The sequence below is a fragment of the Burkholderia ubonensis genome, from assembly GCF_001718695.1.
Classification (GTDB): Bacteria; Pseudomonadota; Gammaproteobacteria; order Burkholderiales; family Burkholderiaceae; genus Burkholderia; species Burkholderia ubonensis_B.
In genome coordinates this window covers 1,550,839-1,570,327 of sequence record NZ_CP013420.1, presented here as the reverse complement: position 1 = coordinate 1,570,327, position 19,489 = coordinate 1,550,839, and the positions used below count along the sequence as shown (strand labels likewise).

Annotated in this window: 14 protein-coding genes, 1 pseudogene and 1 riboswitch; of the genes and pseudogenes, 4 read left to right on the top strand and 11 right to left on the bottom strand. The window is 69.5% G+C overall.

The features are described 5' to 3' along the window. Positions 1 to 181 precede the first annotated feature (181 nt). Together WJ35_RS07075 and pepN are read right to left on the bottom strand one after the other, a co-directional pair. The gene (locus tag WJ35_RS07075; RefSeq protein ID WP_069238962.1) at positions 182 to 1,195 is read right to left on the bottom strand and encodes a class 1 fructose-bisphosphatase; all 1,014 of its coding nucleotides are present in this window, start codon (positions 1,193 to 1,195) and stop codon (positions 182 to 184) included. 216 nt (positions 1,196 to 1,411) lie between these two features. After that, on the bottom strand, positions 1,412 to 4,105 hold the full coding sequence (gene pepN / locus WJ35_RS07070) for an aminopeptidase N (protein WP_069238961.1): 2,694 nt from the start codon (positions 4,103 to 4,105) through the stop codon (positions 1,412 to 1,414). 186 nt (positions 4,106 to 4,291) lie between these two features. Between pepN and WJ35_RS07065 the strand changes: the two genes are divergently transcribed. Further along, complete coding sequence (locus WJ35_RS07065) at positions 4,292 to 4,987, top strand: DUF4136 domain-containing protein (RefSeq protein ID WP_060231243.1); 696 nt, start codon at positions 4,292 to 4,294, stop codon at positions 4,985 to 4,987. Positions 4,988 to 5,035: 48 nt separating this feature from the next. On the opposite strand, the gene WJ35_RS07060 is transcribed toward WJ35_RS07065, so the two are convergent. The 7 genes and pseudogenes from WJ35_RS07060 to WJ35_RS07030 form a co-directional block, all read right to left on the bottom strand. Next, positions 5,036 to 5,608, bottom strand: a complete 573-nt coding sequence (locus WJ35_RS07060) for a TMEM165/GDT1 family protein (protein ID WP_010091713.1) — start codon at positions 5,606 to 5,608, stop codon at positions 5,036 to 5,038. Between the two features lie 81 nt (positions 5,609 to 5,689). Continuing rightward, positions 5,690 to 5,828, bottom strand: a riboswitch (yybP-ykoY riboswitch). 72 nt (positions 5,829 to 5,900) lie between these two features. Beyond that, the gene (guaD, locus tag WJ35_RS07055; RefSeq protein ID WP_010091714.1) at positions 5,901 to 7,214 is read right to left on the bottom strand and encodes a guanine deaminase; all 1,314 of its coding nucleotides are present in this window, start codon (positions 7,212 to 7,214) and stop codon (positions 5,901 to 5,903) included. A 162-nt stretch (positions 7,215 to 7,376) separates the two neighbouring features. After that, a complete protein-coding gene (locus tag WJ35_RS07050) occupies positions 7,377 to 8,402 on the bottom strand; it encodes an adenosine deaminase (protein WP_060231240.1) in 1,026 nt (341 codons plus the stop codon). Between the two features lie 18 nt (positions 8,403 to 8,420). After that, a pseudogene (gene xdhC / locus WJ35_RS07045) lies at positions 8,421 to 9,426 on the bottom strand (xanthine dehydrogenase accessory protein XdhC). 490 nt (positions 9,427 to 9,916) lie between these two features. Further along, complete coding sequence (locus tag WJ35_RS07040) at positions 9,917 to 10,429, bottom strand: disulfide bond formation protein B (protein ID WP_069238960.1); 513 nt, start codon at positions 10,427 to 10,429, stop codon at positions 9,917 to 9,919. Between the two features lie 107 nt (positions 10,430 to 10,536). Then, positions 10,537 to 11,913: an amidase gene (locus WJ35_RS07035; RefSeq protein WP_060231238.1), complete on the bottom strand. Its 1,377-nt coding sequence runs from the start codon at positions 11,911 to 11,913 to the stop codon at positions 10,537 to 10,539. Positions 11,914 to 11,920: 7 nt separating this feature from the next. Continuing rightward, entirely contained in the window at positions 11,921 to 12,604 is a 684-nt protein-coding gene (locus WJ35_RS07030) for a GntR family transcriptional regulator (RefSeq protein WP_060231236.1), read from the bottom strand. A gap of 252 nt (positions 12,605 to 12,856) precedes the next feature. On the opposite strand from WJ35_RS07030, the gene WJ35_RS07025 reads away from it, so the two are divergent. Both WJ35_RS07025 and WJ35_RS07020 read left to right on the top strand, forming a co-directional pair. After that, on the top strand, positions 12,857 to 14,068 hold the full coding sequence (locus WJ35_RS07025) for a gamma-glutamyl-gamma-aminobutyrate hydrolase family protein (protein WP_060231233.1): 1,212 nt from the start codon (positions 12,857 to 12,859) through the stop codon (positions 14,066 to 14,068). A 159-nt stretch (positions 14,069 to 14,227) separates the two neighbouring features. Then, positions 14,228 to 14,872 (top strand): DUF2968 domain-containing protein, encoded by a 645-nt coding sequence (locus WJ35_RS07020; RefSeq protein ID WP_420480902.1) that lies wholly within the window; start codon positions 14,228 to 14,230, stop codon positions 14,870 to 14,872. Between the two features lie 79 nt (positions 14,873 to 14,951). Here WJ35_RS07020 and WJ35_RS07015 read toward each other — a convergent pair whose 3' ends face one another. After that, the gene (locus WJ35_RS07015; protein ID WP_011883783.1) at positions 14,952 to 15,872 is read right to left on the bottom strand and encodes a hypothetical protein; all 921 of its coding nucleotides are present in this window, start codon (positions 15,870 to 15,872) and stop codon (positions 14,952 to 14,954) included. 344 nt (positions 15,873 to 16,216) lie between these two features. On the opposite strand from WJ35_RS07015, the gene WJ35_RS07010 reads away from it, so the two are divergent. Next, on the top strand, positions 16,217 to 17,512 hold the full coding sequence (locus WJ35_RS07010; RefSeq protein ID WP_069238958.1) for an MFS transporter: 1,296 nt from the start codon (positions 16,217 to 16,219) through the stop codon (positions 17,510 to 17,512). Positions 17,513 to 17,584: 72 nt separating this feature from the next. Here WJ35_RS07010 and WJ35_RS07005 read toward each other — a convergent pair whose 3' ends face one another. After that, positions 17,585 to 19,423, bottom strand: coding sequence for a tetratricopeptide repeat protein (locus WJ35_RS07005; RefSeq protein ID WP_069238957.1), 1,839 nt, complete (start codon positions 19,421 to 19,423; stop codon positions 17,585 to 17,587). Positions 19,424 to 19,489 lie beyond the last annotated feature (66 nt).

Genomic DNA, 19,489 nt, shown 5'->3' with positions numbered 1-19,489 from the left:
CGAGATCTTGGCAATAGGTTTTGCGAAATTTTTTCAGCTTGCTGCTGCTTCTACTTCGCGAAACCGTCGATCCGGCGGGCTTGCCGCTTTCACTTCACTACGATGCGGCTTGTGAGGGCCGCATCGCGAAGGCGCGATTCTACTGAGGTCGCGCGCCTTCGTCCAGTGCTTCGATGCAAATTTATTTGCCTTCGGTGTGATACCCGGTCACGCGCTCGACTTCGTTCTTCGAGCCGAGGAACACCGGCACGCGCTGGTGCAGGCCGGTGGGCTGCACTTCCATGATGCGCTGCGTGCCCGTCGTCGCGGCGCCGCCGGCCTGTTCGACGATGAACGACATCGGGTTCGCTTCGTACATCAGGCGCAGCTTGCCCGGGCGGTCCGGCGTGCGCTTGTCGGCCGGGTACATGAAGATGCCGCCGCGGTTCAGGATCCGGTGCACGTCGGCGACCATCGAGGCGATCCAGCGCATGTTGAAGTTGTCGCCGCGCGGGCCGTCCTTGCCGGCGTTCAGTTCGTCGATGTAGCGCTTCACCGGGTCATACCAGTGGCGCGCGTTCGATGCGTTGATCGCGTATTCGCGCGTCTCTGCAGGGATCTGCATGTTGCTCTGCGTGAGCACCCACGAGCCGACTTCGCGATCGAGCGTGAAGCAGTTCACACCGTTGCCGGTCGTCAGCACGAATACCGTCTGCGGGCCGTATACCGCGTAGCCGGCCGCGACCTGCTGCGTGCCGGGCTGCAGGAACGACTGCTCGGTCGCCTGCTGGCCGTCCGGGCAACGCAGCACCGAGAAGATCGTGCCGATCGATACGTTCACGTCGATGTTCGACGAGCCGTCGAGCGGATCGAACACCAGCAGGTATTCGCCGCGCGGGTAGTTCGACGGGATCGGGAAGAACGTTTCCATTTCCTCGGACGCCATCGCGGCGAGGTTGCCGCCCCATTCGTTGGCGTCGAGCAGGATTTCGTTGGACAGGATGTCGAGCTTCTTCTGCACCTCGCCCTGGACGTTCTCGCTGCCGGCGGTGCCGAGCGCTTCGCCGAGCGCGCCCTTCTGCACGTTGTAGCTGATCGCCTTGCATGCGCGGGCGACGACTTCGATCAGGAGGCGGAGGTCGGCGGGGAGGTTGTTGGTCTCACGCTGCTGTTCGATCAGAAACTTGGACAGCGTGGTGCGGCGGGCAATGGACATGACAGACTCCGAGAGGCCAAATGAATCCTTGAATTGCGTCAATTTTACCCGGCACGCCCGTCGCGCCGCCGCCTTTTTTCGTCCGGTTACATGGACGCGACGCGCCCGTGCGGCGGCCCCGCCCGAGCCTGGCCGGTGTGGAGCCGACAAAAAAAAGCCGGCGCCGCATCGAGCGGCGCCGGCTTGGTCGCAGCGGCAGGCGATGCGTCGCGCGCGTTATGCGAGCGCCTTCTCGACGATCTCGCGCACGTCGCGCGACTTGGCGCCGGCGGCGACCTGCTCGAGCGCGGCCTTCATCCGCTCGCGCAGCGCGGGCGTGAAGCGGCGCCACAGTTCGAGCGAGCGTGCGAGGCGCGCGGCGACCTGCGGATTGATCGCGTCGAGCGCCAGCACCTGCTCGGCCCAGAACGCGTAGCCCGAGCCGTCCGCCGCGTGGAACTGCGCGGGGTTCGCCGCGCAGAAGCTGAAGATCAGCGAGCGGGCGCGGTTCGGGTTCTTCAGGTTGAACGCCGGATGCGCGAGCAGCTTGCGTACCTTGTCGAGCGTCGGGTGCGCGGGCGTGCCGCGTTGCGCCGCCTGCATCGCGAACCACTTGTCGATCACCAGCGCTTCCTTTTCGAAGCGCCGGTAGAAGTCGGCGAGCGCGCGCTCGGCCGGTTCGTTCGCGCCCGCCGCGGCGGCCGACAGCAGCGCGCCCAGCGCGGCCGCGCGATCGGTCATGTTGTTCGACGCGTCGTATTGCGCGCTCGCGATGCGCACCGCGTCGGCCGGGTCTTCCAGCTCGGCGAGGTAGGCGAGCGCGAGATTCTTCAGCGCGCGGCGGCCGGAGGCGTCCGGCGTCGGTTCATAGGCGCCCGGCGTCTGCTGGCCGTCGTATGCGGCGAGCCAGTCCGCGCGCAGCGCAGTCGCGAGCTGGCGGCGCACGAACTGGCGCGCGCGATGCACGGCGGCCGGATCGGACTCGGCCATCTGGTCGGCGAGGTAGGTTTCGGACGGCAGCGTCAGCGCGAGCTCGCGGAACGCGGGCGACAGCGCGTCGTCGGTCAGCACGCGGCGGAACGCTGCGACGAAATTCTCGCCGAGCGCGAGCGGCTCGTTTGCGGCTGCGCACGCGGCGAGCGTCAGCAGCGCGCGGGTCGCGAGGCGCTGGCCCGCTTCCCAGCGGTTGAACGGATCGCTGTCGTGCGCGAGCAGGAACGCGAGGTCGTCGTCGCTGTAGTCGTACTCGACGATCACCGGCGCGGAGAAGTTGCGCAGCAGCGACGGCAGCGGCTCGTCCGGCACGTCGACGAACGTGAAGGTCTGTTCGGCGTCGGTGAATTCGAGCACGCGCGTCGTGCCGGCGGCGGCCGTCTCGCCGTCGAGGCGCAGCGGCAGGTCGCGGCCGTCGCGGCCGATCAGGCCGATCGCGAACGGAATCAGGAGCGGACCCTTCTGCGTTTCGCGCGCGGCGGGCGATGCGTCGCCGAAGCCCTGCGCGAGGGTCAGCGTGTAGCGGCGCGCGGCCGCGTCATACGCGGTCTTCACCGTCACGCGCGGCGTGCCGGCGTGGCTGTACCAGCGCTCGAACTGCGCGAGGTCGCGGCCGTTCGCGTCCGCCATCGCGTGGCGGAAATCGTCGCAGGTGACCGCGTGGCCGTCGTGGCGCTTGAAGTACAGGTCCATCCCCTTGCGGAAGCCGTCGCGGCCGAACAGCGTCTGGTACATCCGCACGACTTCCGAGCCTTTCTCGTAGACGGTCATCGTGTAGAAGTTGTTGATCTCGACGTAGCTTTCCGGGCGCACCGGATGCGCCATCGGGCCCGCGTCCTCGGCGAACTGCAGCTGGCGCAGCACGCGCACGTCCTCGATGCGCTTGACCGCGCGGGCCGCCGAGTTCGCGTCGTCGCCCGCAGCCATGTCGGCCGAGAATTCCTGGTCGCGGAACACCGTCAGGCCTTCCTTCAGGCTCAGCTGGAACCAGTCGCGGCAGGTCACGCGGTTGCCGGTCCAGTTATGGAAATACTCGTGGCCGACCACCGACTCGATGTTCGCGAAATCGGTGTCGGTCGCCGTTTCGGGATTCGCCAGCACGTACTTCGTGTTGAAGATGTTGAGCCCCTTGTTTTCCATCGCGCCCATGTTGAAGTCGCCGACCGCGACGATCATGAAGCGGTCGAGATCGAGCTCGAGGCCGAAGCGCTGCTCGTCCCAGCGGATCGAGTGGATCAGCGAATCCATCGCGTGACGGGTCTTGTCGAGGTCTTGCGGCTCGACCCACACCTGCAGCAGCTTCTCTTTGCCGGAGCCGGTCGTGATCTTTTCCTCGATCGCGACGAGCTTGCCCGCGACGAGCGCGAACAGGTAGCTCGGCTTCCTGAACGGGTCTTCCCACTTCGCGAAGTGGCGGCCGTCGGGCAACTCGCCGGAATCGACCAGGTTGCCGTTCGACAGCAGCACCGGGTACGCGGCCTTGTCCGCGCGCAGCGTCACCGTGTACGACGCCATCACGTCGGGACGGTCCAGGAAATAGGTGATGCGGCGGAAGCCCTCGGCCTCGCACTGCGTGAAGAAGTTGCCGCTCGACACGTACAGGCCCGACAGCGTCGTGTTCTGGTCGGGTGCGCAGGCGCTGTCGAGCGTCAGCTCGAACGCGTCGGGCACGTTCTCGATGGTCAGCCCGCGCTCGTGCGCGCGCACGGCCGCATGCGGCGCACCGTCGAGCGATGCGCCGACGAATTCGAGCGCTTCGCCCATCAGCTCCAGGTGCGGGGCGGGCGCGGCGTCGGGATTGCGGCGCACGCGCATCGTGTTCCTGACGATCGTGCGGGCCGGCGCGAGGTCGAATTCGAGCGCGACGGAATCGATGAGGAACGCCGGCGGCGTGTAGTCGGCGCGGCGGATCACGGTGGAGGAGGCGTTGTCGGACATGGTCGTCGAGGTCGGTGGAATCGGGATCGGGCGCGCGGCGCGGGCCCGGCGAATCGGCCCATTGTACAAAGGCTTGAGTTTGCGTGCCGTGCGAACTTTTTACCGTTTCGGACAGTCCGCGTATTATCGGCATCCCGACCGTTTCGCGCGACGCGACGGGCGGGTGACGGATTGACGAGGACGATCATGAGATGCGAACGGATTTTTCGCGGTGCGGGTTGGGCGGCGGCGCTGTGCGTGGCGCTGCTGGCGGGCTGCACCAGCTACGTGACGACGCAGGTCACGGCCTTCTCCGACTGGAGCGGCAGCGACGCGACACGCACCTATGCCTTCACGCGCAGCGACGCGCAGAAGAACAGCATCGAGCAGTCGACCTACGAGCCGATCGTTGCCGGCGAGCTGTCCTCGTATGCGTTCCGCCAGGTGCCGCAGGCGAGCGCCCGCTACCTGGTCGGGCTGACCTACGGCGTCGGCAGCGACCTGGTGGCGGTGCCGACGCCGGTCTATTACGACCCCTGGTTCCCGGGGCCGTACTGGCGGCGCGGGCCGTGGGGCCCGTGGGGGCCCTGGGGGCCGTTCCCGGCCGGCTACGTGAACCAGACTTACCAGGTGTTCGACTACACGCTCGGCATCCGCATCACCGAGCGCGCGACGGGCAAGGAAGTCTATAACGTGACCGCGCGCACGACCGGCGACAACGGGGTGCTGCTGTATGCGATGCCGTTCCTCGCGCGCAGCGCGCTCGCCGATTTCCCGCTCGGCAACGGCGCGGTCAGGACGGTGCGGCTGCCGGTCGACAAGAAGGGCGGGCCGGCCGCGCCGGCGGCCAACGAGCGCGCGGTGTCGGCCGCGCCGGCGTCGGGCGCGGCGGCGGTCAAGTAGCGGCGGTTGTGGCGTCGCGGCCGCCGGCCGGCCACGGCGCCGCGCGGGTCATGCCCCGACGCCGAACAGCGCGAGCACGCCGAGCACGACGAACAGCACGGCCGCGATGCCGTGCACGACCTTCGTCGGCAGGCGGTGCGCAAAGCGGTCGCCGAGCAGGATCGCCGGCACGTTCGCGAGCATCATCCCGAACGTCGTGCCGGCGACGACGCCGATGTAATCCTGGAAGCGCGCGGCGAGCGCGACGGTCGCGATCTGGGTCTTGTCGCCCATTTCGGCGAGGAAGAACGCGACCAGGGTCGCGCCGAACACGCCGAGCCGCGAGCGGTTCGCGTTGGCTTCGTCGGCGTCGAGCTTGTCCGGCACCAGGATCCACAGCCCCATCCCGATGAACGAGAACGCGAGCGCCCAGCGCATGATCGACGGCGTGACGAGCGCGCCGAGCCATTCGCCGAGCGCGCCCGCGAATCCGTGGTTGACGAGCGTCGCGACCAGCACGCCGAGAATGATCGGAACGGGCTTGCGGTAGCGCGCGGCGAGCACGAGGGAAAGCAGTTGCGTCTTGTCGCCGATTTCTGCGAGGGCGACGGCGCCGGTGGAGATCAGGAAGGCTTGGGTCACGTACGGGGGGTTCCACGGGCCTGTCGTTATGCGTGCGAGCGACGATCCACGGCGCGCCGGGCCCTGATGCGGCGCACTGTGAACCATCGGTCTCGCCAGGCCTTCGGTGGCTGCGCCCGCCATGGCCGAACGGCCAAGTCTGTTGACGGACGCCTCCGTCACGATGCGCGCCGGTGGCGCGGGACATCGAGCGGAGCGGCTACTCCCCAATGAGGAGCGGATTCTAGCACGGTGCGCGCCGCGCGCAAAAGCGGTTCGGACACCGCATCGCGCGACGCGCGCCGGCGTTCGGTCAGGCGGCGCGGCGCGCGGTGCCGCGCTCGTGCACGCAGCGGCCGGCCGCGTAAGTACGGTACACGGCCCGGTCGTCGCCGAGCAGCGCGAACGCGAACAGCAGCTCCTCGAGCGATTCCGCGCGCTGCGTGCGGCGCGCGAGCAGCGGCGTCGCCTGCGGATCGAGCACGACGAAGTCCGCCTCGGTGCGCGGCGCGAGCGTGCCGACCGTGTCCGCGAGGTCGAGCGCCTGCGCGGCGCCCGCGGTCGCGAGCCAGAACATCCGCGTGGCGCTCAGGTGATGCCCGGACAGCCGCGCGACCTTGTGCGCCTCGTTCATCGTCTGCAGCATCGAGAACGACGTGCCGCCGCCGACGTCGGTCGCGAGCGCGACCGGCACGCCGTATTCGCCCGCCTTGTCGAAGTCGAACAGGCCGCTGCCGAGGAAGAAGTTCGACGTCGGGCAGTGCGCGACCACGGTGCCCGTCTCGGCCATCCGGCGGCGGTCCTCGTCGTCGAGATGGATGCAGTGGCCGTACACCGCGCGGCGGCGCAGCAGCCCGTAATGATCGTAGATGTCGAGGTAGCTGCGGTGGCCGGGGAACAGCTCGGCCGCCCATTTCACCTCGTCGACGTTCTCGGCGACGTGGCTCTGCACGAACACGTCCGGATGGCGGCGCGCGAGTTCGGCGCACGCTTCGAGCTGCGCGTCGGTCGACGTCGGCGCGAAGCGCGGCGTGAGCGCGTACATCTGGCGGCCGCGGCCGTGCCAGCGGCCGATCAGCTCCGCGCTGTCGTCGTACCCCGATTGCGCGGTATCGCGCAGGAATTCGGGGCAGTTGCGGTCCATCAGCACCTTGCCCGCGATCATCCGCAGGTCGCGCGCGTCGCTCACCGTGAACAGCGCGTCCGCCGACTGCTTGTGCACCGTGCAGTAGACGAGCGCGCTCGTCGTGCCGCACGCGAGCAGCTCGTCGACGAAGAATTCCGCGACCTCGCGCGCATGGTCGGCGTCGCCGAACTGCCGCTCGGTCGGGAACGTGTACTTGTCGAGCCACGGCAGCAGGCCGGGCGCCGGCGATGCGATCATGTCCGTCTGCGGATAGTGGATGTGCGTGTCGATGAAGCCGGGCACGATCAGCTTGTCGCGCAGGTCGTGCACGAGCGCGTCGGGCGGCAGCGTCGCGGCGAGCCGCGCGTGCGGGCCGGCCGCGACGACCTTGCCGTCGTCGACGATCAGAAGGCCGTCGGTCTCGTAGTGCACGGCCTGGGCGGATTGCGCCGGGTCGCCGCTGAAGGTCAGCAGCCGGGCGCGGAAAGCGGTTTGCGTCATGACGAATGGTCCTGCGTGGAAAAAACGATCAGCGTGGTGCGAGCGGCGGCGCGGGGCGGGTTGCGACGGCCCGCGCCGTCTCGGATATCAATCGGAAAAGCGTTCCTCATCCTCAAGGTCTGTCGCCGTGACCGCGGCGGTCCGCATTCGTCGGCCGCATCGTCAGGCGGCGTGCCAGTACGCGTCGAGGCGCGCGGTCAGCGCGTCGCGCTGCGCGGCGTCGACGAACGACGCCTCGAAGCCGTTGCGGATCACGGTGTGGACTTCCGCGTCCGTCAGGCGCAGCCCTTCGACGGTCGCGAAATAGTTGTCGTTGACGTAGCCGCCGAAGTAGGCCGGATCGTCGGAATTGATCGTCACCGCGACGCCCTGGTCGAGCAGCGCCTTCAGCGTGTGCTTCGCCATGTCGTCGAACACGCACAGCTTCAGGTTCGACAGCGGGCAGACGGTGAGCGCCATTCGCGATCGGGCGAGACGCTCGACGAGCGCCGCATCCTCGATGCTGCGCACGCCGTGGTCGATCCGGTCGACCTTCAGCAGGTCGAGCGCTTCATGCACATATGCGGGCGGGCCTTCCTCGCCCGCGTGCGCGACGAGCTTCAGGCCGAGCGCGCGCGCCTTCTCGAACACCCGCGCGAACTTCGACGGCGGGTTGCCGCGCTCGGACGAGTCGAGGCCGACGCCGATCAGGCGATGCTTGTACTGCTCGAAGAGCGGCAGCGCGGCGTCGAACGTCGCGAGCGCATCCTCTTCGGACAGATGGCGCAGGAAGCACATGATCAGCCGGCTCGACAGGCCGCGCTGCTCCGCGTCGGCGAGCGCGCGCTCGATCCCCGCGACGACCGTTTCGATCGGCACGCCGCGCTCGGTGTGCGTCTGCGGGTCGAAGAACAGCTCGGTGTGGACGACGTTGTCCGCGAGCGCGCGTTCGCAGTACGCAGCCGTCATGTCGTAGAAATCCTGCTCGGTGAGCAGCACGCTCGCGCCCGCGTAGTAGATGTCGAGGAACGACTGCAGGTCGGTGAACGCGTATGCGGCGCGCAGCGCGTCGATCGAGTCGTACGCGAGCTTCACGTCGTTGCGCTTCGCGAGCGTGAAGATCAGCTCCGGCTCGAGCGAGCCTTCGATATGGATGTGCAGCTCCGCTTTCGGCGCACGGGCGATTTTCTCTTTGAATGTCGGGGTCATGGCGTTTTTCTTGGTCGGTCAGAAAGTAGGGGAGGCCTGCGCGGGCGCATGCGCTTCGACGGCCTGCAGCAACTGCGCGGCCACCGAGATCGCGATCACTTCGGGCGCCTTGTCGACGATGCCTTCGACGCCGATCGGGCAGCGCATCCGCGCGATCTGCGCCGGATCGATGCCGATCGCCGCGAGCCGGTGATCGAACTGCACGCGCTTCGTGTGCGAGCCGATCATCCCGAAGTACGCGTAGTCGCCGCGCCGCAGGATACGCTCGGCCAGCGCGAAGTCGCGCGCATGATCGTGCGTCATCACGACGAAGTAGCTCTGCGGCGGCGCGGCGTCGACGGCGTCGTCCGGCGTGTCGCTCGCGTCGATCGTCAGGTTGCCGATCCCGGCGAGCGTGTCGGACGGCGGGAACGCCGCGTCGCGCCGGTCGACCCAGCGCACGGCTGCACGGCAGCGTCGCGAGCACTTTCACGAGCGCGGCGCTCACGTGCCCGGCGCCGAACAGCACGACCGGGAACGCATGCGGCGCGATCGTCTCGGTCATCAGCGCGACGCCGCCGGTTTCCCACAGCAGGCAGTCGGCGCGCGCGGCGGCCGGCTCCGGCTCGCTCAGGAGCGGCGCGCCCGGCGAGGGGCCGAATGATACGCTGCGCACGGTCGCGGCGCCGGCCGCGACGCGTTTCGCGAGCGACATGATCCAGCCGAGATCGCCGACGTCGAGCCGCTCGAACGCGAGCACCACCGCGCCGCCGCAGCACTGGCCGAGGCTCGGGCCGAGCGCGAGCCGCTCGAGCTTGCGTGCGTGCGGCACGTGCGCGCCGTCCTTCAGCAGGTGTCGCGCGATTTCGATTGCCTTCCATTCCAGATGGCCGCCGCCGATCGTGTGGCGCGCGGTGTCGCGCGTCACGAGCATCTTGGTGCCGGCTTCGCGCGGCGCGGAGCCGTCGGTGTGCGCGACGGTGACGAGCACGGCCGCTTCGCCGTGCGCGAGCATGTGCTGGAGATCGCCGAGCCACGGTTCCATCAGCGCGCTCCCGGACGGTCGGCGCAGGATGCGCGGCGCGGGCCGGCGGGCCCGGAGCGGGGCGGGCGAGGTGCGCCGCCGAATGCGGCGCGGACGCCATGAGGGTGACAGATGCGGATGGTTTGCGTTGTCATGATGAATCCGGTCGACATTGCGGATCAGGCGCGCGTTACGCAGGGGTCGAAACCGCCCGGCCTCGCGCACGTAGATCGCCATCCAGTCGGGAAGATAACACCGCGACGCGCCGGCAACATGGCGGCGCGGTGATCCGGGCTATCAGACGGCGATCATGTCGATCATAGGCCGGCTGCGCACGGGCAGGGCGCCGAGGTGCGCGGCGCGGGCGGAAACGCGCGTGCAGAGGGGTTGCGCGAGCGAGCCGGGGAATCGGCGCGGGAGGCGTTGAGGGTTCGAGCGCGCAGGTGGAGCGGCGCCGCGCCGGCTGTCTCGCGCCCGATGGACGCGGCCGGTGCGGCTCGGCCGCGTCGCTTCAGCGTGCGAGTTTGCGGCGATGGCGCCAGAGGCTCGCGGCAACCGGGATCAGGATCGCCGCGAAGCCGATCAGCGCCCAGCCGGGCAGCAGGATGCCGAAAATCGGCGGATAGACCGTCTCGCACAGACCGGCGACCTTGAACATGCCGGGGAACCAGTGCGCGGGCGGCAGGCTGTCGACGATCGGCTGCAGCGTGTCGAAGCCGCAGCTGAAGCCGGGGTTCATCTGGATCGACAGATGCCGCGCGGCGGTGCCGACGCCGGCGGCCGCCGAGATCGCGATCAGCAATTCGAGCAGCCAGACGCCGCGCCAGTGGCGCATCCCGGCGGCGAGGAACGCGAAGATGCCGATCGCCGCGAAGAAGTAGCGCTGGATGATGCACAGCGGGCATGGGTCCTCGTTCTTCACGTACTGCAGATAGAGCGCGCCGGCGAGCAGGGCGATGCATACCCAGCCGAGCAGCATCAGCAGGCGGCGTTCACGGCGTAGCGCAAGCGTGTGGTCGTTCATGGGTCAGCGAGGTTCCTCGTGGGTCGGTCCGGAAAACAATCGCGCGATTTTAGCGCGAACGGACTGGCACGAAACCGACAGCGCGCTCGTCGCGCCCCGCTCACGCGTCAGCGGATCGTGTTCAGCACCGCTTCCACCGCCTGGCCGATCGCGAGCAGCGCGTCGTCGCGATGCGGCGCGGCGGCGAGCATCAGGCCGACCGGCGCGGCGTCGCGCGGATGGCACGGCAGCGACAGCGCGCATGCGTCGAGGAAGTTGAACGCGCTCGGGTTGCGCAGGATCAGCGCGTTCGCGCGCGCGAACGCGTCGTCGTCCGTTTCCAGTTCGGCGATGCGCGGCGGCACGACCGGCACCGTCGGCGCGACCAGCGCATCGAAGCGCGACCAGACCGTGTGCGCAGCTTCGTCGAGCAGCGCGTGGCGCGCGGCGAGCAGGTCGAGGTAGTCAGCCGCGCTCGCGGGCTCGCCCTTCAGGATCCGCGTCAGCACGCGCGGGTCGTAACGTTCGCGGTGCCGCGCGAGCAGCGGCCGGTGCCATGCGTAGGCCTCGATCGGCGAGAAGCCGAAGCAGTTGATGTCCGGCAGCCGGTCGAGCGCCGCGAAGCGCACCTCGGCGACGATCGCGCCGGCCGCTTCCAGATGCTTGAGCGCGGCGTCGAGCGATGCGGCGACCTCGGCGTCGACGCCGTCCGTCACATAATTCGTCAGCACGCCGAGCCGCACGCCTTCGAGCGGGCGCGCGGCGGGCACGTGCGGCTCGAGGCCGGCGAGCATCCGGTCGACGAGCGCGCAGCACGCGACCGTCAGGCCGATCGGGCCGAACGAGTCGAGCGTCGTCGACAGCGGCACGCCGCCTTGCCGCGGAATCCGGCTCGCGGTCGGCTTGAAGCCCGTCAGCCCGCACAGCGCGGCCGGGATGCGGATCGAGCCGCCGGTGTCGGTGCCGAGCGCGACGGCCGCCATGCCGTCGGCGACGGACGCGGCAGCGCCCGACGACGAGCCGCCGGCGATCCGCGCGTCGCCCGGCACGTCGCGGCGATACGGCGAGCGCGGCGTGCCGAAATGCGGATTCAGGCCGAGGCCGGAGAACGCGAATTCGCTCATGTTGGTGCGGCCGACCAGCACCGCGCCCGCGCGCTTGAGCCGCGCGACGGCGATCGCGTCGGTCGCGGCGGGCGGCGCGCCGTCGAGCACGCGCGAGCCGGCCCGCGTCACCTGGCCGGCGACGTCGAACAGGTCCTTCACCGACACCGGGATGCCCGCGAGCGGCGACAGCACGGTGCCGGCCGCGCGCAGCCGGTCGTGCGCATCGGCGGCGGCGCGCGCGTTGTCGGCGTCGACTTCGGTGAACACGACCGCGCCCTGGCCGGCCGGATCGGCGATCCGTGCGAGCGCGGTGTCGACGAGCGCGCGGCTCGTCGTCCTGCCGGACGCGAGATCCGCGGCGAGCTGGGCGAGCGGAGGGAAGGGCGTGAAAGTGGTCATGGTCGGCTCAGGGGTGAAGATGTTGAACAAGTGTGGCGCGGAACGAGTCGATATGGCGTTCGACGGCCGCGCGCGCACCGGCGGCGTCGCGCGCGGCGAGCCGCTCGAACAGTTCGCGGTGTTCGCGCTGGACGTCGGCGAGGTGGTCCGGTGCGGACAGCGTGACGAACCAGAAGCGCAGCGAGCGCTCGTGCAGCCCGCGCAGGATCTCGGCCAGCACCGGGTTGCGCGCGGCCGCGCCGATCGTCAGATGAAACGCGCGGTCGAGCTCCATCATCCCCTCGACGTCGTGCGCGTCGGCGCGGGTCTCGCCGTCGTCGAGCAGCGCGGCCAGGCGCGCGAAATCGTCCGGCGTCGCGTGGCGGGCGGCGAGTTCGGCGCAGTGCGCTTCATTGATGCGCCGCACGTCGATGATCGCGACGATGTCGTCGAGCGACAGCGGCTGCACCATCAGCCCCTTGCGCGGGATGACCGACAGCAGCCCCTCGAGCACGAGGCGATGCACGGCCTGATGGACCGGCGTGCGGCCGATGCCGGTGCGCGCGACGAGCTCGGCTTCGTTGAGCGCGGCGCCGGGCTTGAGGCGCATCGTGATGATGTCGCGCTGGATCAGCGCATACGCGCGTTCGGCGAGGCTGGCGGACGAGGCAGGGGGCCGGCGGGCGTGCGGGGCGTCGATCCGGGTGTTCATGCGGATGGCGGCGTGGCGGCCGGGTGAGGCGAGGGCATGCGGATTGTTCCGGCGCGTGGGCAATGCGTCGATATTATGGTGATATATCACTGAAGTCCAGCACGTCCGGCGGGCGGCGATTTCCGTGCGGGAAGTGACCGGACCCTTGCAACATTGATGACAAGATGTTGTCGGCTCCCCGCGCGATCGGGCACTGAAGCATAATGAACCTTCGTCAATCCACCCGCGTGAGCGACGCAGCAGACCACCGTCATGAGCGAAAACACGCCTTCCTTCGCCGGCTCGGCCGGCACGTCATCTCCTTCTTCCGATCCCACCCGTCCGATTTCGGTGAACGCAGCGGCCGGCACGGCCGCCCAGACGTCCGAGGCACAAGGCGTCGTCCATGACGTCGCCGGGGCGGGCGCTTCGCCCGTTACCGGGACGTCCGAGCCGGGTGCGCCGGGGGTCGCTGCCGGCAGCGCCGGCACGACGGCAGGCGCGACGGCGAACGAACGCAAGCCGGGCGCGCCGCCGCCGGGATTCGGCGCGCCGCCCGACTTCGACACGCCGCGGCCGCCGCCCGCGAGCGCGCAGACCGCGCCGCCCGCCTACCTGAAGCAGAGCGACACGCCATGGTCGGTGTTCGGCCGGATCATCGCGGCGCGCGCGCGCCGCCTGTTCGACCGCGCCGGCCAGCGCATCACGCAGCGCACGCTGCGCATCGGCGTGTCCGCGCGGATCTTCCATCCGGAGCCCGGTGCAAAGGGGCTGCGCGGCAAGACGCTGCAGTATCTGGAGGAATCGATCGCGCACTGGGTGATGTCGCGCGACGTGCTGGTCTTCATGATTCCGACCGTCGGTCATCAGGGGATGCTGCATCCGAGCAACATCCGCCTGCGCGACTATGCGAAGCATCTCGACGGCCTGCTGCTGCAGGGCGGCGCCGACGTGTCGCCGCAGACCTACGCGGCGTCGGACGCACATCCCGAATGGCCGGGCGACCGCGTGCGCGACATGTACGAGCTCGAGCTGCTGCACGAATTCGTCGAGTCCGGCAAGCCGGTGCTCGGCGTGTGCCGCGGCTGCCAGCTGATCAACGTCGCGTTCGGCGGGTCGCTCTACCAGGACATCGCGACCGACGTGCCGACCGCGAACCCGCACGTGAGCGAGCATTACGACCAGCACCGCCACGCGATCCGGTTCCCCGACAGCTCGACGCTCGCGAGCATGTTCCCGGGGCGCCGCGAGGCGATCGTCAACTCGATTCACCACCAGGCGATCCGCGACCTGGGCCGTGACCTGAACATCGAGGCCGTCTCGGCCGGCGACGGGATCATCGAGGGCATCCGCTACCGGCGTGCGCCGTTCGTCGTCGGCGTGCAGTGGCACCCCGAGTTCCATCGCGCGGGCGGGGCCGAACTGCTCGATTGCACGCCACTGCTCGACGCGTTCCTGCGTGCTGCGCGCGAGACCCGCCTGTAAGACCGTCGAGCATTGCAGCGACGCGCCGCATCTCGCTAAATTCGAGATGCGGCCTCGGCGAATTGAACGATAATCGCGAGTTTCCGATTCGTCCGCCGGAGTCTGACGTTGGTCTTCAGAAATCTTTCCCCTGTCCGATGCGCAACGTGGATCGTTGCGATGGCCGCATGCGCGCACGCCGTTGCGGCGTGGTCCGCCGACGACACGGCGCCCGTCGCCGGCACCCGCCCGGCCGTGACGAGCCTGAGTGGCGACGCGGCGTCGGCCACGTCGCCCACGGCGGCCGATGCGACCGCGCAAGGCAACGTCGCCGAACTCACGCAATTGCTGCACGACGGGCGAATGGTCGAGATGCGCACGACCTACAACGGCAGCTACGGCGCGAGCCTGATGTTCGATCCGCAGGAAATGACGTACTACGTCGCGCTGTTCCAGGACAAGCACCTGTGGCGTGTGATCAAGTCGCAGGACAAGAGTCGCGCGGAAATGGTCTATGCGAACTTCAGTCAGCAGACCGTACAGTTGTCGGACATCGAAATCCGCCGGACCGAACTGCAGGCGCAGAAGGCGTTTCTCGAGCGCGTGATCGCATTGTCGAACAGTCGCGCGCAGCAGCTGCAGGCGGACCTGGGCATCGCGCGCAGCCAGCAGGCGGAAGTCGCGCAGCGGCAACGCTCGGCACGCGAACAGGCACAGGCGCTGCAGATCGAGAAGCGCGCAGCGCAGGCGCAACTGCGCGAACTGCAGCAGCAGGTACAGCAGCTCGAGCGGCAGACCGAGACGGGGTTGCCCGCGCACAAGTGACGACGTGGCGGTCCGTGGATCGACGTATCAACGAAACCCGGCGAAGCATGCTTCGCCGGGTTTTTTGTTTGCGCGCCAGTCAGCGGGTGAACAGGTCGGGCGCGTCGGTCAGGCGGCGGTGCGACAACCGGGCGGTCCAGTCGAAACCGGTGGCGGGCATCGTGGCCCGACGCGCGGGGAGTTCCGCCTGCAACGCATCGGCCAGCGCGATCAGCGTGAGCAGATCGTCGGCTGCATCGTGCGATGCGTCGGGATGGGGCAAGCGGTGCGGGTGGTCGAGCGATGCCGTCTGCGACGTGTGGCCTGTGATCGGCCATGTGGCCGCAGGTCGCGTAGTGGCCGACGCGTAGCGTGGCGCAGATAGCGTGCGCACGATGTTCGATCGATGCGGCGGCGTGTCCGCTGCCGCGACCGACGCGAGCGGCGATGGTGCGGGCGCGGTGGCCGCGGCGCGCGCGCGGCGCGCTGCTTCCGATGATGTCGGCACGGGCTGCGCTGCGGCGCGCGGATGAGCCGGGACGACGACCGAGGCATTCGGCGCGATCGGCTCGGTCGTCGCGACGCGCACGGCAGCCGCCGCTGGCGCGGCGTGGGGCTGCATGACGGCGGCGTGCTCACGTGCGGGCTCCGGCGCGAAACGCGGGAACGGTTCATGCGTGGCGATCAACGCGCCGATGATGCCGAGCGCGCCGATGCTCCAGCACGCGGCGTGTAACGCCCGCCGATCGCGCGGGCGTCCGGCAGTACGAACGATGGACCGATCGGCGGTGGGAGCGACAGACGGCGGCTCAACGGTCAGCGGTAGCCAGCGGCACGCGCGATGCGGCGCGTCGATGTCGACGCATGAGGTCGTCAGCGTGGCGACGCAGCGCATGCGGCGTCCGGCGCCGGACGCGGGACGGAACGTCCATTCACGGCCGAACGACGGCACACCGCCGAGCGGCGCGACGCGGGGGAGGGCGAGTTTGCCTTCGACGGGAACGGCGGGCGGCTGGATCATGGACGGATACGCAGTGCGAAGCGACCACCGCGCCGGACCGGGCGCGGATCGCCGCGCAAATCCTGACATTGTGGTGAGCCGATCGCGATCGGTCGATCAGACCGATCTGATTTTGGCGTGCCGACCGCCCCGTCTGGTACGACCCGTACGCAGCGACGCACGCCGCACGGCCGGCACCGCGGGCACTGCGGGCACAAGGCAATTGTCGGCTTCGCATGGCATTATTTTCAGACCACGCCGGCGACGTCCGTGCGCGCCGGGCCGGTGCGTCGCCCATCGCGGCCTTGCCACATCGCTGCATCGCCACGGCGCGAACGCCGCCCCATTCGAGTCGAGAGAAAAACATGTCCACCACCACGCCTGCCGTCGCGACGGAATCGAAGGTCCGCACCGTATTCCGCGTCGTCAGCGGCAACTTCCTCGAAATGTACGACTTCATGGTCTACGGCTATTACGCGTCGGCCATCGCCAAAACGTACTTCCCGAGCGGCAACGCGTTCGCATCGCTGATGCTGTCGCTGTCGGTGTTCGGCGCGGGCTTTCTGATGCGGCCCGTCGGCGCGATCGTGCTCGGCGCATACATCGACCATCACGGCCGCCGCAAGGGGCTGATCCTGACGCTGGGGCTGATGGCGCTCGGCACGCTGACGGTGGCCGCGGTCCCCGGCTACGCGACGATCGGCGTGCTCGCGCCGGCGCTCGTGCTGCTCGGCCGGTTGCTGCAGGGTTTTTCGGCGGGCGTCGAGCTCGGCGGCGTGTCGGTCTATCTGTCGGAGATCGCGACGAAGGGGCACAAGGGCTTCTATACGTCGTGGCAATCGGGTAGCCAGCAGGTGGCGGTCGTGTTCGCCGCGTTCGTCGGCGTGCTGCTGAACCGTATGCTGCCCGCCGACCAGATGACGGCATGGGGCTGGCGTATTCCGTTTCTGATCGGCTGCCTGATCGTGCCGTTCCTGTTCCTGATCCGGCGCTCGCTGAAGGAAACCGACGAATTCCTCGCCAAGCATCATCGTCCGACGATGGGGGAGATCATGCGCTCGATGCTCGAGAACTGGGGCGTCGTGATCGCCGGGATGGGGATGGTGATCATGACGACGGTGTCGTTCTACATGATCACCGCGTACACGCCGACCTTCGGCAAGGAAGTGCTGCACCTGTCGTCGCTCGATGCGCTCGTCGTGACCGTGTGCGTCGGCCTGTCCAATCTCGTGTGGCTGCCGTTGTCGGGCGCGCTGTCGGACCGCATCGGCCGCCGCCCGGTGCTGATCGCGTTCACGGTGCTCACGCTGCTGTCGGCCTATCCGGCCGTGCAGTGGCTCGTGGGGGAACCGTCGTTCCTGCGGCTGCTCGCGGTCGAGCTGTGGCTGTCGTTCCTGTACGGCTCGTACAACGGCGCGATGGTCGTCGCGCTGACCGAAGCGATGCCGGCCGACGTGCACAGGGCCGCCTTCTCGCTCGCGTACGGCCTCGCGACGACGATCGACGGCTTGACGCCCGCGATCTCGACACTGCTGATCCACGAGACCGGCAACAAGGCCGCGCCGGGCCTGTGGTTGAGCGTCGCCGCGATTTGCGGGCTGATCGCGACGCTCGTGCTGTACCGCACGCCGGAGGCGCGCAACCAGTACAAGGCGGCCTGATGCCTCGCGTGTGACACGCCGAACGAACAACGGAGCGCCTCGCCGCTCCGTTTTTTCTGTGAGCCTCGGCCGTCAGGCCGCGCGTAGCGCGTCGGCGACTTTCGCCGCGACGTCGCGCCATTGCCCCGGCGCGGGCTGGCGCACGAGCAGGGCCTGCGGATACCACGGGCAGTCGCGACCGCCGAACCAGCGCCAGTCGGCCGCGAACGGCAGCATCAGCCACAACGGCTTGCCGAGCGCGCCGGCGAGGTGCGCGGCCGCGGTGTCGATCGAGACGACGCCGTCGAGCCGTTCGATCAGCGCCGCCGTCGCGGCGAAGTCGGTCAGCCGGTCGCCGAACGGGTGGACGCGCGGATGCGCGTCGAGGCGGGCCCGCTCGTCGTCGTCGACGGCCGGCTGCAGCACGATCCAGTCGACGTCGGGCAACGCGAACAGCGGCTCGAGCGCATCGAACGGCATCGAGCGGTTTTCCTGCGCCTGTCGGCGCCCGGACCATGCGAGCCCGAACTTGCGCCTCGACTGCCCGCCGAGGGAACCGCGAAAGCGCCGGCGCGCGCTGTCCGGCGCGTCGAGATAGCGCGCGCCCGCGGCGATGTCGCCCGGTTGCAGGCCGAGCAGGAACGGCAAGCTCATCAGCGTGCATCCGAGGTCCGCAGCGGGCGTTTTCGTGGTGTCCTGCGCGACGAGCGTGACGCGCCAGCGCGCGGCGGCCGGTTCGAGCAGCGCGACGAGTTCCGGCTGCACTTCGAGCACGACGTGCGCGCAGCGCGCGCGGGCAAGCGGCACGAAGCGGACGAACTGCAGCGTGTCGCCGAACCCTTGCTCCGCGCGGATCAGCAGCGTGTGCGACGCGATCGGCTCGCCCTGCCAGCGCGGCAGCGCGCCGAGCGGGGTCGCGCCGGGCGTGGCGTGGCGCGCCTCGTAGGCGGGCAGGCCGCGGGTGAAATCGCCGAGCGTCAGCAGCGTGACCGCGCGATGCAATTGCGCCAGCGTGAAGTCCGGCTCGACGCGCAGCGCCTGGTCGAACGCGCGCAGCGCCATCTCGTGCGCGCCGAGCGCGTGGTGCGCGGTGCCGAGGTTCAGCCATGCGAGGCTGAACGACGGATCGAGGCCGACCGCGCGCTCGTAGTAGGGCAGCGCGTCGCGATGGCGGTCCTGCGCGCTCAGCGCGTTCGCGAGGCCGAACAGCGCGAGCGGAAAGGACGGATGCAGCGCGAGCGCGGCTTCGAACGCCGCGGCGGCTTCGGCGTGGCGGCCGACCGCGTCGAGCGTGTTGCCGAGGTTGAAATGCGCGGCGACGAAGCGCGGCTGCGCGGCGATGGCCGCGTGGAAATGCGCGATCGCGTCGTCGGCCCGGCCCATCGCGGACAGCGCCATCGCGAGGTTGTTGTGTGCGCCGGCGTGGCCCGGCCGCAGCGCCAGCGCGCGATGGAACGCGGCCAGCGCGTCGTCGTGGCGGCCGAGCGCGTTCAGCGCGTTGCCGAGATTGTTGTGGATCGACGCGTCGTCGGGCGTGAGCCGCAGCGCGCGGCCGAACGCGTCGATCGCCTCGTCGTGACGCTGCAGCGCCGCATACGCGTTGCCGAGGTTGTAGTGCGCGAGCGGAAACTCGGGCGCGAGCGTCAGCGCGTTGCGAAAGCGGTCGAGCGCCTCCTCCACGCGGCCGAGCGCTTTCAGCGCATTGCCGAGATTGAGCTGCAGCGCGGCATCGTCCGGGCGCAGCGCGACCGCGCGGCCGACGAGATCGGCCGCTTCGGCGTGCTGCCCCTGCTGATGCCGAAGCACGCCGAACAGATGCAGCGCGTCGGCGTCAGCGGGATTGGCGGCGAGCGCGGCGCGGTAGCCGTGCTCGGCGTCGGCGAGGCGGCCCGCGCGATGCGCGGCGTACGCTCGGTCGAAAGCGGAATCCATGACGCGAAAACTGGCGGGAAACGCGCATTGTCCCATACCCGGCCAGGGCCCCCCGTCGGCCGTCCG